Here is a 22155-nt window from a genome sequence, read left to right on the forward strand (position 1 = left end):
CTCAAACCGTACGCATGAGTGAATCGTATTTCGGCCTTACCGATACCGGCCTTGTCCGCACCAACAACGAGGATGCGTTCCTGTTGCAACCGCTTGAAGGCGGACGCCTGCTGGCCTGTGTCATCGACGGCGTGGGCGGCTATGAAGGAGGCGAGGTGGCCGCGCGGATTGCGCGGGATGCCTTCGCGGCCGCGGCAGGCTCCATCAAAGGCGGCGCAGGCGCGCTTGCCGCGGTTTTTCCGGTGATCGAAACCGCTATGGGCAATGCTAAAACCCGGCAGCCCGAACTCGCCCAGATGGCTTGTGTGCTGACGGCGCTGCTGGTGGACGAAGCCGCTGCCACCTTTTATTACGCGCATGTCGGTGACACACGGCTTTACCTCTATCGCGACGCTTCGCTGGTGAAGATCTCCCAGGATCATTCTTTTGTAGGGATGCTTGAAGACAGCGGGCGCATCACCGAGGCAGAGGCCCTTGCCCACCCGAAGCGCAACGAGGTAGACCGGGCGCTCGGTTTTGGAGCAATAGGCAATGACGCCGGGGCCTACGTGGAAACAGGGGACTCGCCTTTTCTTCCCGGCGATCTGCTGCTGCTGTGCAGCGACGGGCTTACCGACCTGCTGACACGTGCCGAGATCGCCGCACACCTGCAGGCGCCGGTTAGCCTGGAGCAAAAAGCCGGTGCGCTTGTGCGGGCCGCGAATGAAAAAGGCGGAAAAGATAATATCACGGTGGTGCTCGTAGCCCATCGCAGCGGACGTTCGGGGCCGGCTCCCGTGGGCCAGCCAAGAAAAGTGGAACGAAAGCCGGAGCCCGCGGAAATTCCGGAGAAGCCGGTTTATACTCCGGCCCCGGCGCGGCAGGCTCGGGTTTCACCCTGGCCCTGGATCGCCGCCGCGCTTCTGCTGGTGGTTGCAGCCTGGTGGCTGCTGCGAAAAAAAGATCCGGAGGTGCCGGTCGCCCCCGCGCCGTCGCAGCCGCCCACCCTGGTGCAGGCACTGGCTGCCGGAGGGGACACCTTATTACTTGACCAGGTAAATAATACATCGGGAATCGCGCTTCCGGATACGGTCCGCCTGGAGCGCGATACGCTGCACCTCGTAGGCCGCGATACCACTTTGCTTCGCCCGGAAGCCGGCCATACGGTACTCCAGGTGGCGCCCACGGTAAAGCTGCTTTCGTTCGGGCGGCTCGAATTACGCGATGCCGACATCCGTGTAAGCAGCAGCAACGTTTCGGCCCTGCGCTTTGATTCGGTGCGTCTTCGCAACGTGTCGATCGGGGTGGCGCATCCACTGTTTTTCCGCGACACCATTATCACCGGCGCTTTGTACAGCACATACAAAAAAGGAGGTGCCCGTGACTAAGCGCCGCACCGAACGGGTGTTACTGCTCGCCATCGCGCTGGTGCTCGGCGGGCTGTTCGCCTTGCTTTACCGGAAGCAGGAAGCCGACTTCGCCGCCGTACCGCAGCGGCTTTCGGAGGGCACCATGGTGAACCTCAACGCCGATCCCAACGGCGAGGCACTCGCCCGCCTGCTGCTGGATCAATATTATTTTGAAGACCCGCGCGATGTGCGCCTCATAAAAGAAGCGGTTGCATCGGGCCGCCAGTCGGTGACGGAGCTGGACAATACCGGCGCGCTCAACAAGCGGCCCTTCCTGGTGCCTGCCGGGGATGCCCTGGCGCGCGGCGGCACCGCGCTCCAGAAACGCGCGCGCCTGGCCAATCGCCTCATCGGCTTTGATGGACCGGATTCGATGCGTTACCTCCAGGAAAAGAAAGCGCCACCTCCGCTACCCGCGGTGCAGCAATTGGCGATGGGCCGTGGTGCTCTTGCCGGTACTATCCGCGATGCCGCGGGTCTGCCCGCGGCGGGCGTGCTGGTGCGGCTTGAGCGGGTGTTGCCGCAAGACAGCAGTGCCGGCACCGACGCCGAGGCGGCGGTTGATCTGCTGAAAGACGGACTGCGCTACCGCCGCGCACCGGGAGCGCAGCCGGTTTGGGTGGCGGCCTATGCCCGCACCGATGCTTCGGGCAACTGGCGCTTCGAAGGCCTTGCCGAAGGCGCCGCTTACGAGGTGCTGCCGCTGCAACCGGGGTATACTTTCGGGCCGGTAAAGGGTGTCGCTGAATTAAAGGGTACCGCCCGCCGAGCATTTACAAGAAGTCCCCTGACACTGCGGCTGTTCTCCGGCCGCGATTTCAACCTGCTGAAACGCGAAGGAGCGCTCATCGTGCGCACACCGGACGAAGCCCGGACCTGGTTCTGGGTTATTGGTGTCGGTATCCTGGTCATCTTCCTGTTGCTGCACCTGTTCCTGAGCGCGCGCCTGCCGGGCACCGACCCGTTTTTGTTACCGCTCCTGATGCTGCTCACCGGGCTTTCTTTCCTGACCCTGCTCAGCCTGCAGGATCCTTTACGCGACCGCTTCCTGGCACGCAGCACATTTTGGTATTTCCTGGCCGGGATGGTGGGCGTTTTCGTTGTGCTGCTATTCAATATGGCCCGCTTTACACCGGATGCCGGGGCTTACCGGATGTTTGCCGTAAAAGGCCGAAAGGGTGAGCGTGGCCTGCAATGGGGCCTTGCCGCGCTTGCCCTGCTGGTGGCCACTATCATTTTCGGTAGCGGCCCCGAGGGCAGCGGCGTCAAGGTAAACCTCTTCGGCTTCCAGCCCAGTGAGAGCATCCGCTTCCTGATCGTATTATTTCTTGCCGGTTTCTTTGCAGCCAACGAGCGGCTGATCTCCGAGTATGCAACCGCGCGCCGCAGATGGTCGTTCTTCTACCCGGCCCTCGCTGCGGTGGCCGGAACGATCCTGCTCTTTCTCATGCTTGGCGACCTGGGACCTGCGCTCGTTGTGTGCTTTACGTTTATCGTGCTGTTTTCCTTCAGCCGCGGCGATTTCTGGATCATGGCCGCCACCGTAGCACTCTTTGTGCTGGCCAACCTGGTTATCGGCAATCCGCTCATCGCCACGGGCGTTACCGTAGTTCTACTGTCTGTCTACCTGCGTTTCTTTTACAAGCGCCTTTCCGAATCCTCGGTGATTGCACTCACGGTGCTGGCCGGCTTCTTATTGCTCGACCAGGTGCCGATGCTTGACCGGCTGTTTCCCGGCCCCGTGCAGCGGCTTGTAGACCGTCGGGCGATCTGGCAAAACCCCTGGGACAACGAAGTGTTCGGCGGCGACCAGATCGCCAACGGCATCTGGGGCATGGCTTCCGGTGGTGCCAGCGGACAGGGGATCGGTGAAGGTTTTGCCAAGACAATCCCCGAAGCGCATACCGACATGATCCTTCCCGCGATCGGGGAGGAGCTCGGCTGGGCGGGTGTTGTTTGTCTCTTCCTGCTTTTCTTGGTTTACCTGCACCGCGCGCTGCTGATCGGCCGAGCCACGGGGCGGCCCTTCCTGTTCTATCTCTGTGCCGGTATCGGTATCAGCACTTTTATCCAGTTCCTGCTGATCGCGGGCGGCTCTACCGGCGCCCTGCCGCTCTCCGGTATCACCTTACCTTTTATCAGTTACGGAGGCTCATCGCTGATCATCAACCTGGTGGCCGCGGGCTTCCTGCTGTCCGCATCTTTCGTACGCGGCAGCGAGGCGCAACTCGATTACGTACGCCGGCGGCAGGACCACAACCTCGTGCCCGCGATGGCGGTGGCCCTGCTTGGAATCGTAGCGCTTTCCGTAAACCTGGGGCGCTACCTCTTTCAGCCCGCGCGCTGGGTGGTGCAGCCGGCACTGGTTGCTGATCGTTCGGGCGCCCGCATGTTCAGCTACAACCCGCGCATCGCCATCCTGATGAACCGCCTCGAAGCAGGTGCGTTGTACGACCGCGAGCATCGCCTGGTGGCAACGAGCCGGAGTGAGCACCTGCTGCGGCAGCGCGATACGCTGCTTAGCGGCGGCGTTACTCCCGGTGCGCTCACCCGCCTATCGCGGCGCCGTCTCGACCGCTATTATCCCTATGGCGACGAACTCTTTTTCTGGACCGGCGATGCCAACACCGGCGTGTTTACCGGCTCGCTCAACGGCTGGTTTGGCGAGTACCGGATGGCGGCCGAACTCCGCGGATTTTCCACACCTGAAACGACATACGAGGTGCGGGCGCATCATTACCGCGAAAGCCGCTTCCTGCCGCCTTCCGAGCGCGATATGACCGTGGTGGGGCGCGATTACAGTGCACTCGCCCCCTTGCTCCTCGCGGGTATCGACAGTAAGGAAGTAGAATCCTTTAAACAACGCAACCGCGATGTGCAGCTCAGTATCGATGCAGCCCTGCAAACCGCCTTGCAACGCGGCCTCGCGGCTTCAGATTCGCTGCGCGACAACCGCGTTTCGATCGTGGTGCTTTCCGATCGCAGCGGCGATGTGCTTGCTTCTGCCTGCTGGCCGCTGCCGCCCACCGAAGACTGGGAGGCGCTTACGATGACGCCGCGCGAGGCTGCGCGCCAGCCCTGGCTGCTCACCCTGCGCGACCTGGGTTTTTCGCATGCCACCCAGCCCGGATCTACAGCCAAGCTTGCAACGGCCCTCGCTGGATTGAACAAATACGGCCCCGAGCTGGCGGAAAAGAAATTGCTGATCCGTCCGCAGGACCTGATCCGCGTGCGCAGCGCCGAGCCCGACGAGCCGGGTATGATCGGGATGGAGCGCGCCATCGTTAAATCGAACAACAGCTATTTTATTAAGCTGGCCAACGAAATGAAGCTGCAGGAGGAGATGGCGACGATTTACCTGCAGACCGGGATGTTCTGGCGTGGTGTCGGTGGCTACTTTTATGAGCGCCCGATCAACAACGGTGCACGCGAAGAAAGCTGGCGCGACCTGTGGCGCCGCACGGAATTTACCAGCCTGCGCCGCTATAATCCGAATGATATCCGCCGCACGCGCGGGCAAGGCGTTTCCGGCGCCGCCTGGGGCCAGGGTGAGCTTACCGCAACGCCTGCCGCCGTGGCGCGGCTCGCCGCAGGTATTGCCAATGGCGGCGCACTGGTGCCCCATCGGATTGTTTTGAAGATCGCCGACTCAACGCTGCCGGTAAAAAACGCCGAGCCCATCGCGCACACGCCGCAGCTGGCACAACTCCTCACCGGCTTCATGAAAGCGCAAAGTGCAGGCAAGCGCGGCATACTCGGTCTCACCGTTGCCGGTAAAACCGGAACTCCGGAGCGGATTTTGCGGGGACAGCGCATCAACGACGGCTGGTACGTGTTTTTTGCCCCGGCATCCAGAGGCGACGGAAATATCGTGTGCTGCATTCGTATTGAAGCCACAAAGGGCTCGAGCGATGCGGTTCAGCTGGCGGGCAGGCTGGTGATCCCAGAACTGCTCCGCCGGGGATATGTACGTAGCTTTCCCGGCGCCGGCGCTACCGATTCAATGATCCGCATCCGTCCCCTGCCACCAAACGAATAAGCAACCATGGGTTTTTTTGACCGATTTAAAACAAACGAAGCCACCGACGCGAAGTCCATCCGCGAAGGGCTTTTATATGCGATCCGTAGCCGGCTTTCAGCGTTCCAGGGCAACGAAGGACAGGGGCTGCGCAGCCTGCACCTTTTCCTCACCCCGACGCCTGCCGGGCGTGCCGAATACGAGGCGGCCGTGTTTTTCCATGAGCCCGGGCGCCTGCATCAGGAGGTGGCGCGCATTGCCGACGACTACAACCTGGCGCTGCCCGCCGCCTGGGAGCTGAAGACACAGTTTTGCGAAACGCTACCGGAGGAGGCTGAGCCGGTGCCGGCGCTGGCAGCGGGTATCTGGATCGCCACGGGCTCGAAGGCCGCGCCGGCTGTGGGCGCCGCGCAGCTGCGGGTGCTCGCCGGCGTAGCGGAGCAGCAGCTCTACCCGCTGCCAACCGACGGTAGCCGGGTCAATATCGGGCGGGGCGCCCAGGCGCAGCTGCCCGACGGCTTTGCCCGTATTAATACGGTGGCGTTCACGGATGATGCAACGCTTGAAGCCAACCGCTTCGTGTCGCGCCAGCACGCACATATCCGCTACGACGCGGGGCTGGGGCAGTTCCTGCTTTTCGCCGACGCGGGCGGCCTGCCGCCGCACAACAAAACCAAGGTGAAGGGCGCCGGCGATGCGGCCGCGATCAAGCTGCAGAGCGCTGAAGTGCCACACCTGCTGCGGCATGGCGACCAGATCATCCTGGGCCACTCGGCCCTGCTCGAATTCATCACCGGTAAAGCAGAAGCGCATGGGTAAAGTGTTTACCATTACGGCAGGACTCGAGAACATGGGCGCGCTGAAGACCGGCGGACAAGGTTCTGTTTACAAAGGCCGGCGCGTAGGTGAGATCATCACCGCGGTAAAGCTGCTGCCAACGCCGATCCATTCCGAGTCGCCCGAAGACAAGCATTATATGGCCTTCCAAAACGAAGTGGCGAAGCTGCGTAAAGTGAATGAAGTGCCCAACCCGCACGTGGTGCGGATCCTGAGTTCTGGCCTTACGGAGAGCGGTTCCTTTCCATTCATCGAGATGGATTTCGTGGAAGGCCCCGACCTTGAGGAGTTGCTGAAAGCGCCGCATGATCCCGTATTCACCATCAAGGAAGCAGTCCGCCTCGCCGACCAGTTGTCGAATGCGCTGGCGCACTGCCACCGCGTAGGTGTGAAGCATGGCGATGTAAAAAGCAATAACGTAAAGTACAACGTTCATACCGGCAACTATGTACTGCTCGACTTCGGGATGGCCATTATGTCGGACGAGCAGCGCCGCACCAGCCTGCGGCATGCGGGTGCCATCGAGTTTATGGCGCCGGAGCAGAATAACGGCGAGATCCTTTTCCAGACCGACGTGTACAGTTTTGGTGTCATCCTCTTCGAGCTGGTTGCAGGTTCGGTGCCTTTCCCGCTCAGCGAGCGGGGTGAGACGGCGCGTACGCAGGTGATGCTGGCTCATATGGAAGCGCCGCCGCCCGACCTGATGGAATTACGCCGCAGGAACCTCCCCGCGGGTTGGAGCGAAGAGAAGCAGGCGCGCGAGCTGCAGGTGCCGCAGTGGCTCATCGACACGGTTTATATCTGCCTGCAGAAGGCACCGCAGAGCCGCTTTAGCGATGGCATGGTGTTGCACGATCATATCGTGCTCCGCAGCACCCAAAAGCCGGAGGCTGCCGAAGTGTTTCTTTCTGCTGCCCCCGCGGCGGCTTTTGAAAGCGAATTGCAGCAGTTGCGGCAGGAGAACGAAGAGCTGCGCCGGCGGGTGCAGCAACTACAGGCGCGCCAGGAAGAGCCACAAAGCTATACGCCTGCCTACGTGCCGCCACGCCGGCGCAGCAACGCAGGCCTTATTTCGGTGTTGCTGGTACTCGCCGTGCTGGGCGTTGCAGCCTGGCTGGTGATCAAAAAGCCAGGGATGGTGAATAAGGAAGCTGCCGCTCCCATAACCCAAACAGACAAAGGAACAGAAACGCTTGTAGCCGGCCAGTACATGGTGAAGGCGGCACGCGCTTACTTCTATGATCGCCCCGACGCAGCGTCACGGCGTAATGCGTATATGGTGCCTTCATCGGAAGTGGTGAATACGACGAAAGAAGACAACGGTTTCGTCTATACCGATTTCGTCAACAGCCGCGGGCAGCGTTCCAGGGGTTGGCTGCGGGTCCGCGACCTGATGACGCTGGACCAATGGAACGACCAAACGCGGAAGCAGGAAGAAGCCGCACTGACGCAGGAGGAGATCAACCGCCAGCTGACGGAGGCCCGCAGCCGACTTGAGTCGGGGCAACTGCAGGAAGCACTTTTCCTTTACCAGTTCCTGGCGGCAAAGGAGGTGCCGGAGGCGATGTATGAATACGGTAACCTGGGCCTCCAGGGACGCCACAGCGCTCTCAGCTGCAAAGACGCGTTTGTGCTGGTGCAGAAGGCCAGCGACAAACGATATGTGCCTGCAAAACGCACGCTCGGCTTTCTCTATGTGTTTGCCGACAACCCCGAGGTGCTGCGGGTGAATAATTACGACGGCTGCACCTACGACCGCGATGTATTCAAAGGCTCCAAGCTGCTGCTCGAGGCAGCGGCGAAAGGCGACGAGGCCGCGCGGAAGCTCGTGGAGGAATTTCACCTCGACGATCCGGCTACCAATGCTCCCAATAACAACCAGCAATACCTTCCCTGATGCGCATCAAACCCGTACGGATACTGGCGTTCGTGGCTGTTTTAATTACGGTGTTCGCGGCCTCTTGTTCCACCCCCGAATACCACCAGGGAAACAGCATTCTCTATTACCCGCAACGCGACGCCTACCGCGATGAGGAGAACGGCGTTTACCTCGTATTCGACAGCGTGGAGCAGCAATGGACGCGCAGGGATACGTTGGAAGGAAGCCCCGGGCCCGCGGTGCGTATTGCCGATCCAGGCGTGCCGGTGTACCGCGACAATGCCCAGCACCGGCTCATTTATGGTACAGCGCGCTTTGCCGACCGCGACGAGCTGGCACGAAAACGGGTCGAGGATTCACTTGCGGCCGTGCCGAAACTAGCGCCACCGCCCCCGCCTGAAGAGGCTCCAAAGCGGAAGACCCGCGTGGGCCGGTGGCTGGAGAAGATTTTCGGAAAGAAGGAAAAGCAATAAGGTCACATCCTTCGGCGGGAGCGCAAGCGGTAATTTTTTCCTAGATTAGAACTTTATTCGCTGCGTATTCCGTTCGCTATGCTTCCTTTTGCAACCATCAAACTGCGCTCAACAGGGCTTTTGCTGCTATGCCTGCTTTTCCTGCCGGCGGGGGCACAGGTGCCTGCACCGCCAATCGATTCGATGATCCGCGTCATACCCGGGCTCATGCGCAGCGACGAGCCGGCAGCGCGTATCCTGATCAGCGCCCTCGACCAAAGAGCTGTCCGTGAAAATCACCGCCATGGCATCATACAGGCGGCCTTTTTTAATTCCTGGCTTAGCTACCGGCACGAAGCGCCCGAGCGTTCAATTCAAAAGATCGACAGCGCACTCGGCAAGATCGCGGGCATCAACGACGATACCGCCCTGGTAAAATATTATATCCTGAAAGGTCAATGCTATGTGAAGCTGGCCGACTTCGGCAAGGCGCTGGCGGAATTCAACAATGCCCTTCGTGTGGCCCGGAAGCGCGGCGATGATGTGAGTGCAACGAGTACGATGATCAGCATCGGCTGGGCTTATATGGAGAGCGGAAAGCCGCTGGAGGCGATTCGCTTTTTCGACGAGGTGCTGCGGATCAACCCCGGCGCGCAATACGATCACCGGTCGGTGCTGTTGTGCAACATTGCTTCGTGCTACAATATGGTCGGCGATTTTAAGAAAGGGGAGCAGTACGCGCGGCAAGGCATCTCCATTGCGCGCAGCCGCGGCAACCATATCGACCTGGGCAACGGGCTCAATATCCTGGGGCGCAGCTATTATATGCAGGGACGGATGAAGGAAGCCCTGGCGATGCTCCAGGAAGCCGCCCTTACCCGTGAAAAGATTTCCGATCCATCTATGCTGGCATCCGACTACCTCGAGCTCGCCGACCTTTTTCGCAAAAACGGGCAGCCCGGGAAAGCTGTTTTGTGGGCAAGTAAATCGGAAGCCCTGAGCGCGCGCCTTGGCAACAACCTGAAGCTCACCGACGCCTATAAAGCGCTCGCCGAAAGCTACGAGTCGCTCGGCAACGACGCCATGGCGGCCCGCTACCTGAAGAAGCTTCTGGCGCAAAAAGACAGCGTGGAAGCCGATCGCTATAACCGTGCTTTTGCAGAAATGCAGGTGCAATTTGAAACGCAAAAGAAAACAACAGAGAACCTGCGCCTGAAAAAGGAGAACCTCGAGGCGAAGCTGCGCAACAGCCTGCAGCAACGCTGGCTCCTGCTGCTTGGCGCCGTGGCCTTGTTGCTGGCGGCCTCGGGTATTTATGTGTCGAAGCTGCTGAAAAGCCGCTACCAGACCCGGCTGGCGCTGGAGCAGATCGGTGAGCAGCGCCAGCGTACCATCGCGGTAATGCAGGCCGAAGAAGCCGAGCGTCGCCGCATCGCCGGTGAGCTGCACGACGGCGTAGCGCAAACGCTGGCCGCCGCAGCCTTGCAGCTGGCAAAAGCGCGCTCGGGCCAGGCCAGCCTCGACCGGGTGGAAAACCTGCTGGAGCAAGCCGGCACCGAGGTGCGCTCCCTGTCGCACCAGATGACACCCGAACTGCTGCTCCATTTTGGGTTGGCCAAAACAATGGCCCAGGCGGTGAATGAACTCAACGACGCGGGCCCGAAAACCCGCTTCACCCTCTTTACACATGTAGACGGGCCGCTCCACGACAACCTGCTATCGCTGGCCCTGTACCGTTCTTTCCAGGAATTGTGCACCAATATCCTGAAACACTCGGAAGCCACCGAAGCCACCGTGCAGCTGACGATCGACGGGGAGGAAGTGCAGTTGATCGTTGAAGACAACGGCAAGGGCTTTGACCCGGCTACCGCAGCTGCGGGTCTCGGGCTGAAGAACCTCCAAAGCCGTATGGCTTTTTACGAGGGAAGCGTAGCCGTGGATAGTACCCCGGCAAAAGGCAGCACCATCATCCTCCAGGTAAAACGTCCTCAAACCAATAAAGAAAATGGGCAACTTGGCTAATGCGAATCCAGTCACGATCGTTCTTGCGGACGATCACGAAATCCTGCTCGATGGCATCGGCTCGATCCTGGCGGAGCAGCCGTGGCTTCGTATTGTGGGCAAGGCCGCTTCGGCGGAGGCCGCCCTGGCACTCGTGGAAAAGCTGCAACCCGCACTGCTGATTACCGATGTGAGTATGGGGGAGCGATCGGGGCAATGGCTTACCGAGCAGGTTTCGAAACGTTTTCCATTGATGAAGATCATGGTGCTGTCGATGCATGAAGGCGTGCAGCATATTCATGCACTCCTGGAAGCCGGCGCCGATGCCTACCTCCTGAAAAGCGTCAAGCAGGACGAGCTGTTGCATGCCATCGGTCAGGTGATGAAAGGAGAGCGTTACCTGCAGCAATCCATCGCCGGAACTTACACGCGCGGGCTGCGCCAGCACCAGGAGGCAGAGCGCCAAAGCCGCCTCTCGCCCCGTGAGATCGAGGTGCTGCGCCTCGTGGTGGAAGGCCTGTCTTCCGCGGACATCAGCGCGCGCCTGTTCCTGTCGGAGCTCACGGTAGAAACCCATCGCAAGAACATCGGGCGCAAGACCGGCGCGAAGAATGCTATCAGTCTTGTTCGTTATGCGCAGGAGCACGGACTGCTGTAAAAACTGATTTTACCTACCCGTAGGTATTGACGGGGCTTGCCCTTCGCGGTTCTTTTGTAGTTCACCCACAAAAGCTATTTTATGAAGAAGGCGCTCCTTACGAAACTTACCTTTTGCCTGCTGGCGATCGGCTCCCTTTTTCTCATGCCCGCAACCGCGCAGGCTCAGTCGCGCGACGAAATCATACACGCCAGCTACTTTGTAGCTTTCGGGCGTTATGCGAATGCTGGTGAACTGGCCTATTGGCGCCAGAACCTCGGCAACCGCAATATCCAGCAGATGGTAGACAATCACAAGACCTACCTGCGCTCAACCCAATCGGAACGGGAGGAAACGGTGAAGCGCTCCTTCATGGATGCTTTCGGATGGAACCCGAGCAGCCAGGAGTTGCGCCAGTGGTCGGGCCAGAACAAGACCTACGCCGAGATGATGAGCTACCACATCAACAACTGGCTCAATGTATACCCCGACCGGAAGGCGCACGTGATCAAGCAATCCTATTACAAGGTTTTCGGACGCACTGCCAATGCCGACGAGCTCCGCTACTGGATGGCACAACCGACCTGTTCCTTTGCGCAGCTGGTGGCTATGCATACGACCTGGAAGCTGCAGAACCAGGGCTCGTCGAAGATGGGACAGATCAAGCCGAACATGCGCGAGAACGGTATTTCTACTGCCGCCCTCAGTTCCGGCGCGATGGCCGGCGTAGTGGCCGCGGGTGGCATGAACATCATTGCGCCCAATGGTGGCCAGGTGGTGGCGGCCGGAGGAATGAACGTGGTGGCACCGGGTGGCGGCAACTGATTGTCTTCCCTTTTATCAAACCCATAAACCAAGCGTATGAAACTGAAACTTTTTCTTCCGGTGCTGGCATCGATCTGCTTCACCGCCGCGCATGCCCAGAACTGCGATCCCTGGATCAAGCAGGCATACAAGGAGCTTTTCGGCCGCGAGCCCAACGGTACGGAGTGCAACATCCGGAACTACAACAATGGTTCCTGGAACAGCTACGACCAGTTAAAAGGGTATATCAAAACCTATAATAAAACCAGCGGCGGCACGCCCCAGTTTGCTTCCAATGGCAAGCAGCAGGCCATGGGCCACTGCGGCACGAGCGGCTACAACGGTATCTGCGCCATTACCGAATTTACCAACGACGACTTCCCGGTGCGCAACACCACCTGTGGGCAGGCAGCCGCGGTGACGGCCATGTGGCATGCCGGCCTCGGTGCCAGCTATGGCGATCCTAAGGCGCTTGCGAAAAGCTTCTACGGCTATGCGCCGCCGAAGATCACCGTCGGTGGACTCGTGGAAGCGAAAGGCTCGCTGGGTACCGACTGGCGCCAGATCAACTATGGCCTCGACGGGTACAAAAGCCAGGGCATCCGCTACAACTGGCAAAAAGGGATCGATGCGCTCAAAAACGAGCTGCGCAAGAACGTTCCCTGCCTGTTTATGCTCGACACGGGCACCCTGCCGCAGTATGGCTACAAATGGTTCACGGGCCACTGGGTAGTGGCGTACGGGTACGATTCAAAGTATGTGTATGTTACCAATTTTCCGGACAACAAAATGACCTGGGACGAGCTGAAAAAGGCCTGGGGCGGGGTTTGGAATGAAGGCAACCTGGCAAAGGCGCACGGTACCGCGGAAATGTTTGCGGCCGTTTGGAAACAGTAACGTTCTTGTGGAGACGGGTTTGTGCCGTCTCCATTTTTTATTAAAAAGTAATTTTCATGACCCGATTTTACTGCTGTTTGCTTGCCGGAATATTTGCCGGCTGCGGCAACGCACCAGGCGCTCCACATACGGCTGCTGCCGGTTCCGATGGGACCACACGCCGCTATCGCGGAGCCATCTCCAATGGTATGAAGGGCGACTCGCTTTTCTTCGATCTTTCTCCGGACGGCAAACAATTACGCAACCTGACCTTTAAAGGCTACTGGCGTTGCAGCGGCAAGCTGGAACAAATGACCGCCGGGCCAAAGGGCAGCTTTCCCGTTGCAAACGGAAAGGTAAAAGGATATCTTTCCGAACCTCCAGGAGGCGGCGCTACCGCCTGGCGCTTCGACATTGACGCGGCGATACAGAAGTCCACGGCCTCGGGAACCTTCCGGATGAATATCAACAACCTGGGTTGTGATACATACCTGCTTAAATGGACGGCCGCGGCCTATTGAGCTGCGCAAGCCGGCACTATTATCTCACACGTTTCAACCGAATCCAGTTATGCGCACAACACGGGCACTGCTGCTCTTATGCGGACTGCTTCCTTTGCTGACAGCATGCGGCCAATCCGCATCGTGGAAGGGGAAGTTCATTTACGAACACAGCACGGATATCAACGAATACGACCTGGCGGCAAAGAAGGACAAGATGCTGTTCCAGCAAGGCACCCATCCCTTTGTCACTTCCTCCGGCGAGATCATCTATATCAATTATGCGTTTCCCAAGCGCAACATCCTCGTGCGCAAGCGTACGGCCTCCGGCCAGTTTCGCGATGTGCTCGACCTGGGCAGCGATAACCCCGATTACAAAGAGGCACTTGAGGCCTACAGCGTGATTCGTGGCACCGGGATTTCCGCCGTTCTTTCCGGGATGAGCGACCCGCGCGTATCGCCGGACGGGCGTTTCCTGTCGCTTACGATTTACGGATACAAGGGCCAGGGCTTTGAAAAAAATTGCGTTGCTGTATTCGATATTGCCAGCCGGAAGCTGCTGTACAAATTTGAAGGCAAATACTATGGTCAGTGGATGCCCGACGGGCGCCTGCTGATGTCGGGCTGGCACAAAGCAGAGAGCTCCGACGGGACCCTGTACAAGGAGCCTGCGCCCGGCATCTTCCTCACCGACGCAGCGCTCGCCAACCCGCAGCGTATCGACAAAGACCTCGACGACCCGGCCCCGTACCACGCCACGCCAAGCCCCGACGGGAAACGCGTTGCATTTATTTTGAACGGGCATGTGTGGGTGATGAACATCGATGGTACGGGCGCGCATCAGGTAACCGACGTTGACCGCGACAATGTTGAAACCTACCCTGCATGGTCGCCCGACGGGAAGTCTGTGGCTTGCTGGACTTACAAAACATTCGAGCGCTCTTATTATACCGCGATCGCCATCGTGCCGGCATCGTCGAAGACGCCGGTTGTGCTGAGTGATAAAGCCGCGGTATGGCCGCGCGATCAGAAAGGATACCGGATCAGCGGCGGCGCACACCAATTCAGCTGGAGATAGGAGTCATATCTGGCACCAGCCGTTGCAGCAGAACCTTTACCAGCACCAAGGCGCGCCGGAATGGGCGCGCCTTGGTGTGTTATGTATATCCGGTTAATGTGCAATGACGATCAACCAGGGGTGGGCGAGCCGTAAAATAAAAAAGCCTCCCGACAAATGTCGGGAGGCTTTTTGTGCCCAAGACTGGATTCGAACCAGCACGCCCTTGCGAGCGCTACCACCTCAAGGTAGTGCGTCTACCAATTTCGCCACCTGGGCAACCTTAGAAAGATCTTATCCCCGATTGGGGAGTGCAAATGTAATTACTTTTTTAATACAATGCGAAAAGTTGTTCCTTTTCCCGGCTCAGAATTTTTTACAAAGAGCTGGCCGCGATGATATTGCTCCACGATCCGCTTGGAAAGACTAAGCCCGAGGCCCCAGCCACGCTTCTTTGTAGTAAAGCCGGGCTTGAAAACTTTGGCCACGTTTCCTTTGCTGATGCCCTTGCCGGTATCGGTGACGTCGAGCACGACATCGTTTGCGCGTTCCTGGATGTCGATACGCAGAAGGCCCCGGCCCTCGAGTGCATCCAGACCATTCTTGAGTAGGTTCTCAATCACCCAGTCGAAGAGCGGCCCCGACAACGGTACCAGGATCGTCTCGCGCCCGCCGGTTTCCAGGTCGAAACGCACACGCCCCGGGGCGCGCTTGCGCACATACTCCATCATCTGGTGCACCTGCTCCACCACATTGCGCGGCTCGAGTTTGGGTGTCGAGCCGATCTTGCCAAAACGGTCGCTCACGAGGCGGAGACGGCTCACGTCTTTTTCAATCTCCGCCACGAAGTCTTCTTCAGGGTGCGTTTCCTTCAGTAGTTCCACCCAGCCTTCGAGCGATGATACCGGTGTGCCGAGCTGGTGGGCCGTTTCCTTGGCCATGCCGGCCCACACCTGGTTTTGGGTGGAGCGATAAGAGCTGCGCAAAGAGAGAATGGCAAGCCCGATAAATAGCGCCACGATCACCAGTTGTACATAGGGATAATACCGCACCTCGTCGAGCAGGCGGCTGTTACCATAGTAATAATGGTTCTGCCGGCTCGGGTCGATCGGGTCCTGGTAGAGGAGGGGCTGGTGCGCGGCGCGGAACGACTTCAGCCGCTCTTTCAGGTAAGCCGAATCGTTCAGGCGCGTTGAATCGAGGTTCTTCACTTCCATGATCCGGCCCCGCTCGTCGGTGATGATGATCGGGATGTCGGTGTTGTCGCGCTGGATCTTCAGCGCCAGCGTTGTTTCCTTATTGTTGATATTAAGGATGCTGTTGCTGGCTTCAATCCATTCTTCCACCTTGAGGCGTTCCTCCCGTTCGATCTTGGCCGCGAGGTAAGACGAATACCAGACCGTGCCGCTTACAATGAGGATAGCGATCAGGGCCAGCAGGGAGCGGATATTCAACAGCGAGCGCAACATGCACCGAAGATAATGTGGTAATGTGCTAATGGAATAATGTGCTGATGCAGTAATAGGATAATGCGGTAATCCGGTAATGCGGGAATAGGAGAGACCGAAAGAAAAAGAGCCCGAGAAAAAGAATGAAAACAAGGAAGAGTATGCTCAATAAAGTGTGTCAATTTAAAACTGATTAAATTGATATACGATGGAAAAGAAATCATTTGATTTTGATGCTTTTGTAAAGGAGGCTGGTGAGCAGCTTCGCTCCGGCAAGCCTTTAGTTGGAGCGGAAGGTGTTTTTACGCCGCTTTTAAAGCGCGTTATTGAAGCTTCTTTAGAAGGTGAGATGGACGAGCACCTTAAGGAGAAGAAAAGGCCGGGCGGCAACCGGCGCAACGGCCACACACAAAAAAATATACAAAGCTCGTTGGGCGGCTTTGATATTTTTTCTCCCCGCGACCGCGACGCCTCCTTCGAGCCACAGACAGTGGCCAAGCGTCAGCGGGTCATCTCCGAGGATATGGACCAGAAGATCCTGAGCCTGTATGGCATGGGCCTGTCTTATTCAGACATTCAGAAGCACCTGAAGGAGATTTATGACTTCGACATCTCGGATGGCACGCTGACGGCCATTACCGACCGGATCATCCCGGCGATCAAGGAGTGGCAGAACCGGGTACTGGAGAGCGTTTACCCGGTGGTGTGGCTCGATGCCATCCACTTCAAAGTCCGCCAGGACGGCGTGGTGAAGACCCGGGCCATCTATTCCATACTGGCCGTTTCCACGGAAGGGCAAAAGGAAGTGATCGGCATTTACTTTGGAGAAAACGAGGGAGCGGCTTTCTGGCGCTCGGTGCTCGCTGATCTCAGGCACCGGGGCGTGGAAGACATCTGCATTGCCTGCATCGATAACCTGAAGGGGTTTGCAGAAGCCATAGAAGACTTATTCCCTCAGACCGAAGTGCAGCTGTGCCTGGTGCACCAGATGCGCAACTCGATGAAGTATATGAACTGGAAGGACCTGAAGCCTTTTGTGCGTGATCTGAAGCAGGTCTATAAAGCTGTCAATGCCGCCATGGGCCTGCACTACCTGGAGGAAGCAGAAAAGAAGTGGGGTGCCAGGTACAGCATCATATTCAAAAGCTGGCGGGCCAATTGGGAGCGGCTCAGCACGTTCTTCAACTATTCACCTGCCATCCGTAAGATCATATACACGACCAACCCCATCGAAAGTTATCATCGCATGGTGCGCAAGGTCACCAAGACGAAAGGCGCCTTCTCTTCCGAAGATGCTATCGTCAAACAAATCTACCTGGCTACCATAAATGCAAACACCAGGTGGCAAGGCACCATGTTCGCATGGACCACCGTCCGCACAGAGTTAACTTTGAAGTACGGAGACAGGCTGAATAAATAAATGACACACTTAACTGAGCACTACCCGAAATCGGTCTCCTTGTTGCAAAATCCCATCTCCCCACACTATAATTCCATCTCCGCCCGCCAAAATTGCATCTCTGCCTGCCATAATTACAACTCCGCGGGCTATAATCCGGTCTCCGCAGGCTGTAATTCCATCTCTTCACCCTATAATCCGATCTCCGCACGCTATTATTCTTCCTCCACGCTTCATTATTCCATCTCCGCCCTCTATAATTCCATTTTCCACCTTTATTATTCCTCCTCCGCCCTCCATTAACCCTTCTCCGCACCCCATAAACCCAATCCAATTGAAAAACAATCACTTGCAAAAACATCCAAATTTTCCTTCCCAAATCTTTCTCAAAGCCCGGCAATAAGAGTAGATTAGTAACACATCAAAACCTTTCCCCATGAATCAAGAGCAAGACAACTTTTTGGAGATGCTGGGAAATACCCAACTGCATTGCGACGCGCACCGGCCCTACTGGACGCACCTTCTCCCGGTCTCCGAATCCGTACAGGCCCTCACCGAAACGAAGCGCGAGATCGACCTCTGCGCCCTCGTGCAGACCGACGGCACCTCGGGATCGAAGGCGGCCAAAGACATGGCCCTCGAACTGTCGGCCGGCAAATCGTACACCATGGGCCGCCGCGTGCTGGCCTGGGCCAAGAAAACCGGCAGGGCCGACGTAGTGGCCGCCGTCGACTTCAGCAAAAGCGACCTGCTGCAGGGCGCCGAAGCCGACCTGCTGCAACGCCACCGCCTCATTCACCGCTACGCCAGCGATAACAAAGCCGAACTGGCCGCCTACCAGGTGACCGACGAGGCCCTCACCGCGCTCGAAACCGCCATCAACACATTCGACGCCCTCCGCGGCGGCTACAAGGAAAAGGGCAACCACCGCATCTACTGCACGGGCCGCATTGACGAATTGATCGGCAAAGCCCGCGAAATACTCGACATCCTCGACGACGAAGTCGAAGGCCTTATCGAGAACAAAGAATTCATCGAAACCTATTTCATCGCCCGCCGCAAAACCGACCGCCGCGCCACGCGCAGCACCGCCGCTGCCGGCAGCACCGCCGCAACGGGCGCATGAGCGCAGTTTTATGGTTATTGAATGATAACGGCCGGGAGTTTTTACTCCCGGCTTTTTTTGCTCGTTCCCGCGCCGGTGTTGCGGCTACTTCAGAGCCGTCATTGCGAGGGACGGAACGAAGTGGAGGACAGAAGCAATCTCCCCATCTATGGCAGTGCGCTAACCGAAACAAGGGAGTTGCCCCATAGATGGGGAGGTTGCTTCGTCGCTACGCTCCTCGCAATGACAGTACTATGGGGGCAGTCGCCTCCTCGCAATGACGGCTTGGTAAACGCAGCCATTGCTCCCACAAAAGGAGGGCAGAATACATGATCACAGAACAAATGAGCAAATGAATACATGAGGGTGCTCCCCCTCTATAATCATGTATTCAGGTACTCTGTGATTATTTGCTCTGCAATCCCTCCCGGCTACAGGGTGGGTTGAGGGTCTGGGCCCAACTTTTGAAATAACTCCCCCGGAAGGTCGCTCTCAAACCCGCTTCTCACCTCCGCCATGAAAAAAGAGCAGAAAAAGCAAATGCAATCCCTCTACGTCGAGCTCGTAAAGCTGCAGAAGGAGGTCATCGCCTCGGGGCTCAAGCTCCTGTTGATCCTCGAGGGGCGCGACGCCGCCGGCAAGGACGGCACGGTAAAGCGGATCATCAGGCACCTGAGCCCGCGGGAGACACGCGTGGTGGCCCTCAACAAGCCCTCCGACCGCCAGCAGAGCCAGTGGTACTTCCAGCGCTTCAGCAAATTCCTGCCCGCCAGCGGCGAGTTCGTCATCTTCAACCGCAGCTGGTACAACCGCGCCGGGGTGGAAAAGGTGATGGGCTTTTGCACCGAGGCAGAATACCAGGCTTTCTTCAAAGAGGTGGAGCTCTTCGAGCGCATGCTCACCGACTCCGGCATCATCCTCCTCAAGTATTACCTCGACATCAGCAAGGAAGAGCAGGCCGCCCGCCTCGCCGACCGCCGCGAAGACCCGCTGAAGCAGTGGAAGATCAGCCCGATCGACGAAAAGGCCCAGCGGCTGTGGGACGAATACTCCGCCGCCCGCAACAAGATGCTGCGCAAGACCAGCTTCGACCGCGCACCCTGGTACGTGGCCAACGCCGAAGACAAGAACGAAATGCACATTGCCCTCATTTCCCACCTGCTCCGCCACGTGGAGTACGGCGGCAAGGACCCGGAAGTGCTCGGGCACAAAAGCAAGCTGGTGTACCCGGCTACGCAGGAGCACCTGGAGCAGGAGCTGTACCGGTAAGGGAGAGTAAGAGCCAGGAGCATCTTTTCTTACCTGGTTGCGCTGCGCCCGAGCGCAGTGCCGGCACCTTAACTTTATGAGCATGACCACCGAGCTGCGCTCCATCATCCCCGTATTGCCTTCCGCCGACATCGCCCGCGACATTAACTGGTATGCCGCCCACACCGGCTTCACACACCGCTACTCCGACGGCATGTACGCCGTGCTCCAGCGCGACGGGCTCGTGCTGCACCTGCAGTGGCATGCCGACACGCCCGGCGATCCGCTGCTCGGCGGATCGGTGATCCGGGTCTGGGTTAAGAACATCAGGCCCCTCTTCGATGAGTTCGTACAGCGCGGCACCGTTGCCGCCGATGACTTCCGCGCCAGCACACCCTGGGGCACCAACGAGTTCGGATTTTTCGATCCCAATAAGAATGCGGTGTTCCTGTTTGAAGACTGCGGGTGAAAGGCAGCCGCGCAATACAAGCCGTCATCGCGGGCACACGAAGCAATCGCAGGTGCCGTTGGACGCGATCCCGATGCTGCGCATCGGGATGACAAGAAGCAAAAGAGGATTTAGCGGGCGGCCCGACAGGCATTTCCCGGCCCGCAGCGCCACCACGGGCCGCCTCATTGTTTTCCCTTGCCCCTGTCATCCCGGTCGCAGGGAACGGGGATCTTAAACCCTTACTCCTTCAGGGCCGTCATTGCGAGGGACGGAACGAAGTGGAGTCCCGAAGCAATCTCCCCATCTATGGCACTGCCCTATCCCGAAGCAAAGGGTGTCCCCATAGAAAGGGAGATTGCTTCGTCGTCTCCTTACAGTCGCCTCCTCGCAATGACGGCATTATTAGGGCGGCCGGGTTCTCTGCTCCCTTCTCCGCTCCGGAGAGGGGCTGGGGGTGAGGTCACTCGCCTCCTCGCAATGACGACTACTAAAGAGGGCTTGCCTGCCCGCATCTTTTGTCAAACAAACCATCAGCCCCGTAGACGCCCAGCGGATGGACGCCTACGCCATTCCCTACCTCACCAAGCCCGGGTCTTTCCAGGAGCTTTGCACGACGCTGGAGAAGCTGATCGAGGAGATCGGGGGGAATTAAGCAGTCGGTACAAACGAAAGAACGCCGGACCGGTTCTCCTGGCAACCACCCACCGCGGATACCACTACGACGAATTCGACCGCACCATCATACCCGTTACCGGGCTCGAGATGGGCCTCGTGCGAATGAAGCCAGGGAGCGGGCAGGCCCGGCCGGCGCGGCGCACCCCGAAATACAGCCGCTCCGGACCACCCGGCACAAACCGGGACGATGGCCGGTACTTACTGCAGCATTATTAAAGCGTCGGTTGAACCAGGGGCAGCAAAACGGTCAGTTGCCATCCGCGGTCGCCCTCACGGGCCAGCGAAACCCTGCCGTTCATGTAGGCGACCCGTTGGCGCACATCCGCCAGGGCGGGTATATACGCATCAGGTAGCGCACCTTCATGACTTGCCCGGCCGGTTATTTGCAGGCGGGCACTGTCCTGCTCCTTTTCCACACGGATGCTCACTTCATCAACCGGAGAGCCCCTTTCAATGGCGCCCAGCACCTCCTGGCAGATCCTGAAAAAGTCCAGGGAGGCCTCCTGCGTCAGCAGGCCCGGCTCGAGGCGGCAGTGGAGCGAGCAGCGAATGCCTTTCAGCGTACTGAACTCGCGGCACAGCACGGCCAGGGTTTCTTTCAGTCCAAGGTCTTCGAGCATCGCCGGGCTGAAGGAGAACGCTATTTCCCGGATCGTATGGATCATGCGCTCCGTAAGACTGGAAATGTGGGCCATCCGGGCACGGGCGCTTTCCGGGAGCTCGTCCTGCCAGCTGCTCAGCCAATCGGTATTCATTTTGATCAAGGAAGCCAGCTGGGCCAGTTCTTCGTGCAGTTCAACGGCCACGTATTTCCGGTCGCGCTCCATGGTTTGTTTGAAATACCGCGCGAGGCTTTCGAACTCCTTGTAGCGTTCTTCCATTTCCTGCTCCAGTATCTTCTTTTCGGTGATGTCTTTGGCAATGGCAAATACTACTTCCTGTTCCGGGAAGTAAACAGAGGTCCATTGCAGCCACACGACCTTGCCGCTTTTGGCCAGATAGCGGTTCTGAAAGTTGGTCAGTGTCTCCCCGGCCAGCAGCTTTTCGCGTTTGGCGCCCGTGCGCTCGCGGTCGTCCGGGTGTATAAAAGTGGCAATTGGCTGGCTGAAGAGCTCTTCCTCCGAATATTCCAGCTTAGCCGCCACCGCGTTGTTTACTTTCTTGAAATAACCGTCCCTGCCGGCGATGCAAACGAGGTCCGGTGTTCGCTCAAAAAAGCTGCTAATGTCGAAGTCGCTGGTTTTCAGTGGGAGCATCCCACAAATTTACCCCGGAAAGGGGTTGCAGGGAGCCGCCTTTCCGCGAACCATGCAAACTGTTCCGGTACAAATGAAACAGGTACTTGCAGGTCGTCGGAAAAGCACAAAGCCGAACGATTTC

General features: G+C 58.4%; 17 protein-coding genes and 1 tRNA gene. 15 read left to right on the plus strand and 3 right to left on the minus strand.

Translation table 11 applies throughout. The features are described from left to right. The first annotated feature begins 14 nt into the window (after window positions 1-14). The 11 genes from EPD60_RS15385 to EPD60_RS15435 all read left to right on the plus strand — a co-directional run bounded on the left by EPD60_RS15385 (window position 15) and on the right by EPD60_RS15435 (window position 14470). Window positions 15-1367, plus strand: a complete 1353-nt coding sequence (locus EPD60_RS15385; RefSeq protein ID WP_165871570.1) for a PP2C family protein-serine/threonine phosphatase — start codon at window positions 15-17, stop codon at window positions 1365-1367. Next, window positions 1360-5427, plus strand: a complete 4068-nt coding sequence (locus EPD60_RS15390) for an FtsW/RodA/SpoVE family cell cycle protein (RefSeq protein WP_207896702.1) — start codon at window positions 1360-1362, stop codon at window positions 5425-5427. Before EPD60_RS15385 ends, EPD60_RS15390 begins: the two co-directional genes overlap by 8 nt. Before the next feature lie 6 nt (window positions 5428-5433). Continuing rightward, window positions 5434-6225: an FHA domain-containing protein gene (locus tag EPD60_RS15395; RefSeq protein WP_131450404.1), complete on the plus strand. Its 792-nt coding sequence runs from the start codon at window positions 5434-5436 to the stop codon at window positions 6223-6225. Next, window positions 6218-8140 (plus strand): protein kinase domain-containing protein, encoded by a 1923-nt coding sequence (locus tag EPD60_RS15400; RefSeq protein WP_131450405.1) that lies wholly within the window; start codon window positions 6218-6220, stop codon window positions 8138-8140. Before EPD60_RS15395 ends, EPD60_RS15400 begins: the two co-directional genes overlap by 8 nt. Continuing rightward, window positions 8140-8595 (plus strand): hypothetical protein, encoded by a 456-nt coding sequence (locus tag EPD60_RS15405; RefSeq protein ID WP_131450406.1) that lies wholly within the window; start codon window positions 8140-8142, stop codon window positions 8593-8595. The genes EPD60_RS15400 and EPD60_RS15405 overlap by 1 nt, the downstream gene beginning before the upstream one ends. Window positions 8596-8673: 78 nt before the next feature. Continuing rightward, window positions 8674-10596, plus strand: coding sequence for a tetratricopeptide repeat-containing sensor histidine kinase (locus EPD60_RS15410; protein ID WP_131450407.1), 1923 nt, complete (start codon window positions 8674-8676; stop codon window positions 10594-10596). Next, on the plus strand, window positions 10589-11233 hold the full coding sequence (locus tag EPD60_RS15415; protein WP_165871572.1) for a response regulator: 645 nt from the start codon (window positions 10589-10591) through the stop codon (window positions 11231-11233). Before EPD60_RS15410 ends, EPD60_RS15415 begins: the two co-directional genes overlap by 8 nt. Window positions 11234-11314: 81 nt before the next feature. Further along, the gene (locus EPD60_RS15420; protein ID WP_131450409.1) at window positions 11315-12037 is read left to right on the plus strand and encodes a hypothetical protein; all 723 of its coding nucleotides are present in this window, start codon (window positions 11315-11317) and stop codon (window positions 12035-12037) included. Between the two features lie 36 nt (window positions 12038-12073). Next, a complete protein-coding gene (locus tag EPD60_RS15425) occupies window positions 12074-12913 on the plus strand; it encodes a C39 family peptidase (protein ID WP_131450410.1) in 840 nt (279 codons plus the stop codon). A gap of 56 nt (window positions 12914-12969) precedes the next feature. Further along, complete coding sequence (locus EPD60_RS15430) at window positions 12970-13413, plus strand: hypothetical protein (protein WP_131450411.1); 444 nt, start codon at window positions 12970-12972, stop codon at window positions 13411-13413. Window positions 13414-13462: 49 nt separating this feature from the next. Further along, the gene (locus tag EPD60_RS15435; RefSeq protein ID WP_131450412.1) at window positions 13463-14470 is read left to right on the plus strand and encodes a TolB family protein; all 1008 of its coding nucleotides are present in this window, start codon (window positions 13463-13465) and stop codon (window positions 14468-14470) included. A 174-nt stretch (window positions 14471-14644) separates the two neighbouring features. On the opposite strand, the gene EPD60_RS15440 is transcribed toward EPD60_RS15435, so the two are convergent. Then, a tRNA-Leu gene (locus tag EPD60_RS15440) sits at window positions 14645-14728 on the minus strand. A gap of 44 nt (window positions 14729-14772) precedes the next feature. Then, entirely contained in the window at window positions 14773-15918 is a 1146-nt protein-coding gene (locus tag EPD60_RS15445) for a sensor histidine kinase (RefSeq protein ID WP_131450413.1), read from the minus strand. 187 nt (window positions 15919-16105) lie between these two features. On the opposite strand from EPD60_RS15445, the gene EPD60_RS15450 reads away from it, so the two are divergent. The 4 genes from EPD60_RS15450 to EPD60_RS15465 all read left to right on the plus strand — a co-directional run bounded on the left by EPD60_RS15450 (window position 16106) and on the right by EPD60_RS15465 (window position 20118). After that, window positions 16106-17317 (plus strand): IS256 family transposase, encoded by a 1212-nt coding sequence (locus EPD60_RS15450; protein ID WP_131450414.1) that lies wholly within the window; start codon window positions 16106-16108, stop codon window positions 17315-17317. A 415-nt stretch (window positions 17318-17732) separates the two neighbouring features. Then, the gene (locus tag EPD60_RS15455) at window positions 17733-18422 is read left to right on the plus strand and encodes a hypothetical protein (RefSeq protein WP_131450415.1); all 690 of its coding nucleotides are present in this window, start codon (window positions 17733-17735) and stop codon (window positions 18420-18422) included. A gap of 495 nt (window positions 18423-18917) precedes the next feature. Continuing rightward, a complete protein-coding gene (gene ppk2, locus EPD60_RS15460; protein ID WP_131450416.1) occupies window positions 18918-19670 on the plus strand; it encodes a polyphosphate kinase 2 in 753 nt (250 codons plus the stop codon). Window positions 19671-19752: 82 nt separating this feature from the next. After that, entirely contained in the window at window positions 19753-20118 is a 366-nt protein-coding gene (locus tag EPD60_RS15465; RefSeq protein WP_131450457.1) for a VOC family protein, read from the plus strand. Between the two features lie 869 nt (window positions 20119-20987). On the opposite strand, the gene EPD60_RS15470 is transcribed toward EPD60_RS15465, so the two are convergent. Beyond that, window positions 20988-22031, minus strand: a complete 1044-nt coding sequence (locus EPD60_RS15470) for a sensor histidine kinase (protein WP_131450417.1) — start codon at window positions 22029-22031, stop codon at window positions 20988-20990. Window positions 22032-22155: the final 124 nt, after the last annotated feature.

The organism is Flaviaestuariibacter flavus (assembly GCF_004337505.1).
Classification (GTDB): domain Bacteria; phylum Bacteroidota; class Bacteroidia; order Chitinophagales; family Chitinophagaceae; genus Flavisolibacter; species Flavisolibacter flavus.

Excerpts from the sequence above, each read along its gene's own strand:
- EPD60_RS15435 (WP_131450412.1), top strand. The coding sequence starts at position 13,463 with ATGCGCACAACACGGGCACTGCTGCTCTTATGCGGACTGCTTCCTTTG.
- EPD60_RS15405 (WP_131450406.1), top strand. The coding sequence starts at position 8,140 with ATGCGCATCAAACCCGTACGGATACTGGCGTTCGTGGCTGTTTTAATT.
- EPD60_RS15420 (WP_131450409.1), top strand. The coding sequence starts at position 11,315 with ATGAAGAAGGCGCTCCTTACGAAACTTACCTTTTGCCTGCTGGCGATC.
- EPD60_RS15470 (WP_131450417.1), bottom strand. The coding sequence starts at position 22,031 with ATGCTCCCACTGAAAACCAGCGACTTCGACATTAGCAGCTTTTTTGAG.
- EPD60_RS15400 (WP_131450405.1), top strand. The coding sequence starts at position 6,218 with ATGGGTAAAGTGTTTACCATTACGGCAGGACTCGAGAACATGGGCGCG.
- EPD60_RS15455 (WP_131450415.1), top strand. The coding sequence starts at position 17,733 with ATGAATCAAGAGCAAGACAACTTTTTGGAGATGCTGGGAAATACCCAA.
- EPD60_RS15450 (WP_131450414.1), top strand. The coding sequence starts at position 16,106 with ATGGAAAAGAAATCATTTGATTTTGATGCTTTTGTAAAGGAGGCTGGT.
- ppk2 (WP_131450416.1), top strand. The coding sequence starts at position 18,918 with ATGAAAAAAGAGCAGAAAAAGCAAATGCAATCCCTCTACGTCGAGCTC.
- EPD60_RS15465 (WP_131450457.1), top strand. The coding sequence starts at position 19,753 with ATGACCACCGAGCTGCGCTCCATCATCCCCGTATTGCCTTCCGCCGAC.
- EPD60_RS15430 (WP_131450411.1), top strand. The coding sequence starts at position 12,970 with ATGACCCGATTTTACTGCTGTTTGCTTGCCGGAATATTTGCCGGCTGC.
- EPD60_RS15425 (WP_131450410.1), top strand. The coding sequence starts at position 12,074 with ATGAAACTGAAACTTTTTCTTCCGGTGCTGGCATCGATCTGCTTCACC.
- EPD60_RS15410 (WP_131450407.1), top strand. The coding sequence starts at position 8,674 with ATGCTTCCTTTTGCAACCATCAAACTGCGCTCAACAGGGCTTTTGCTG.
- EPD60_RS15395 (WP_131450404.1), top strand. The coding sequence starts at position 5,434 with ATGGGTTTTTTTGACCGATTTAAAACAAACGAAGCCACCGACGCGAAG.
- EPD60_RS15385 (WP_165871570.1), top strand. The coding sequence starts at position 15 with ATGAGTGAATCGTATTTCGGCCTTACCGATACCGGCCTTGTCCGCACC.
- EPD60_RS15445 (WP_131450413.1), bottom strand. The coding sequence starts at position 15,918 with ATGTTGCGCTCGCTGTTGAATATCCGCTCCCTGCTGGCCCTGATCGCT.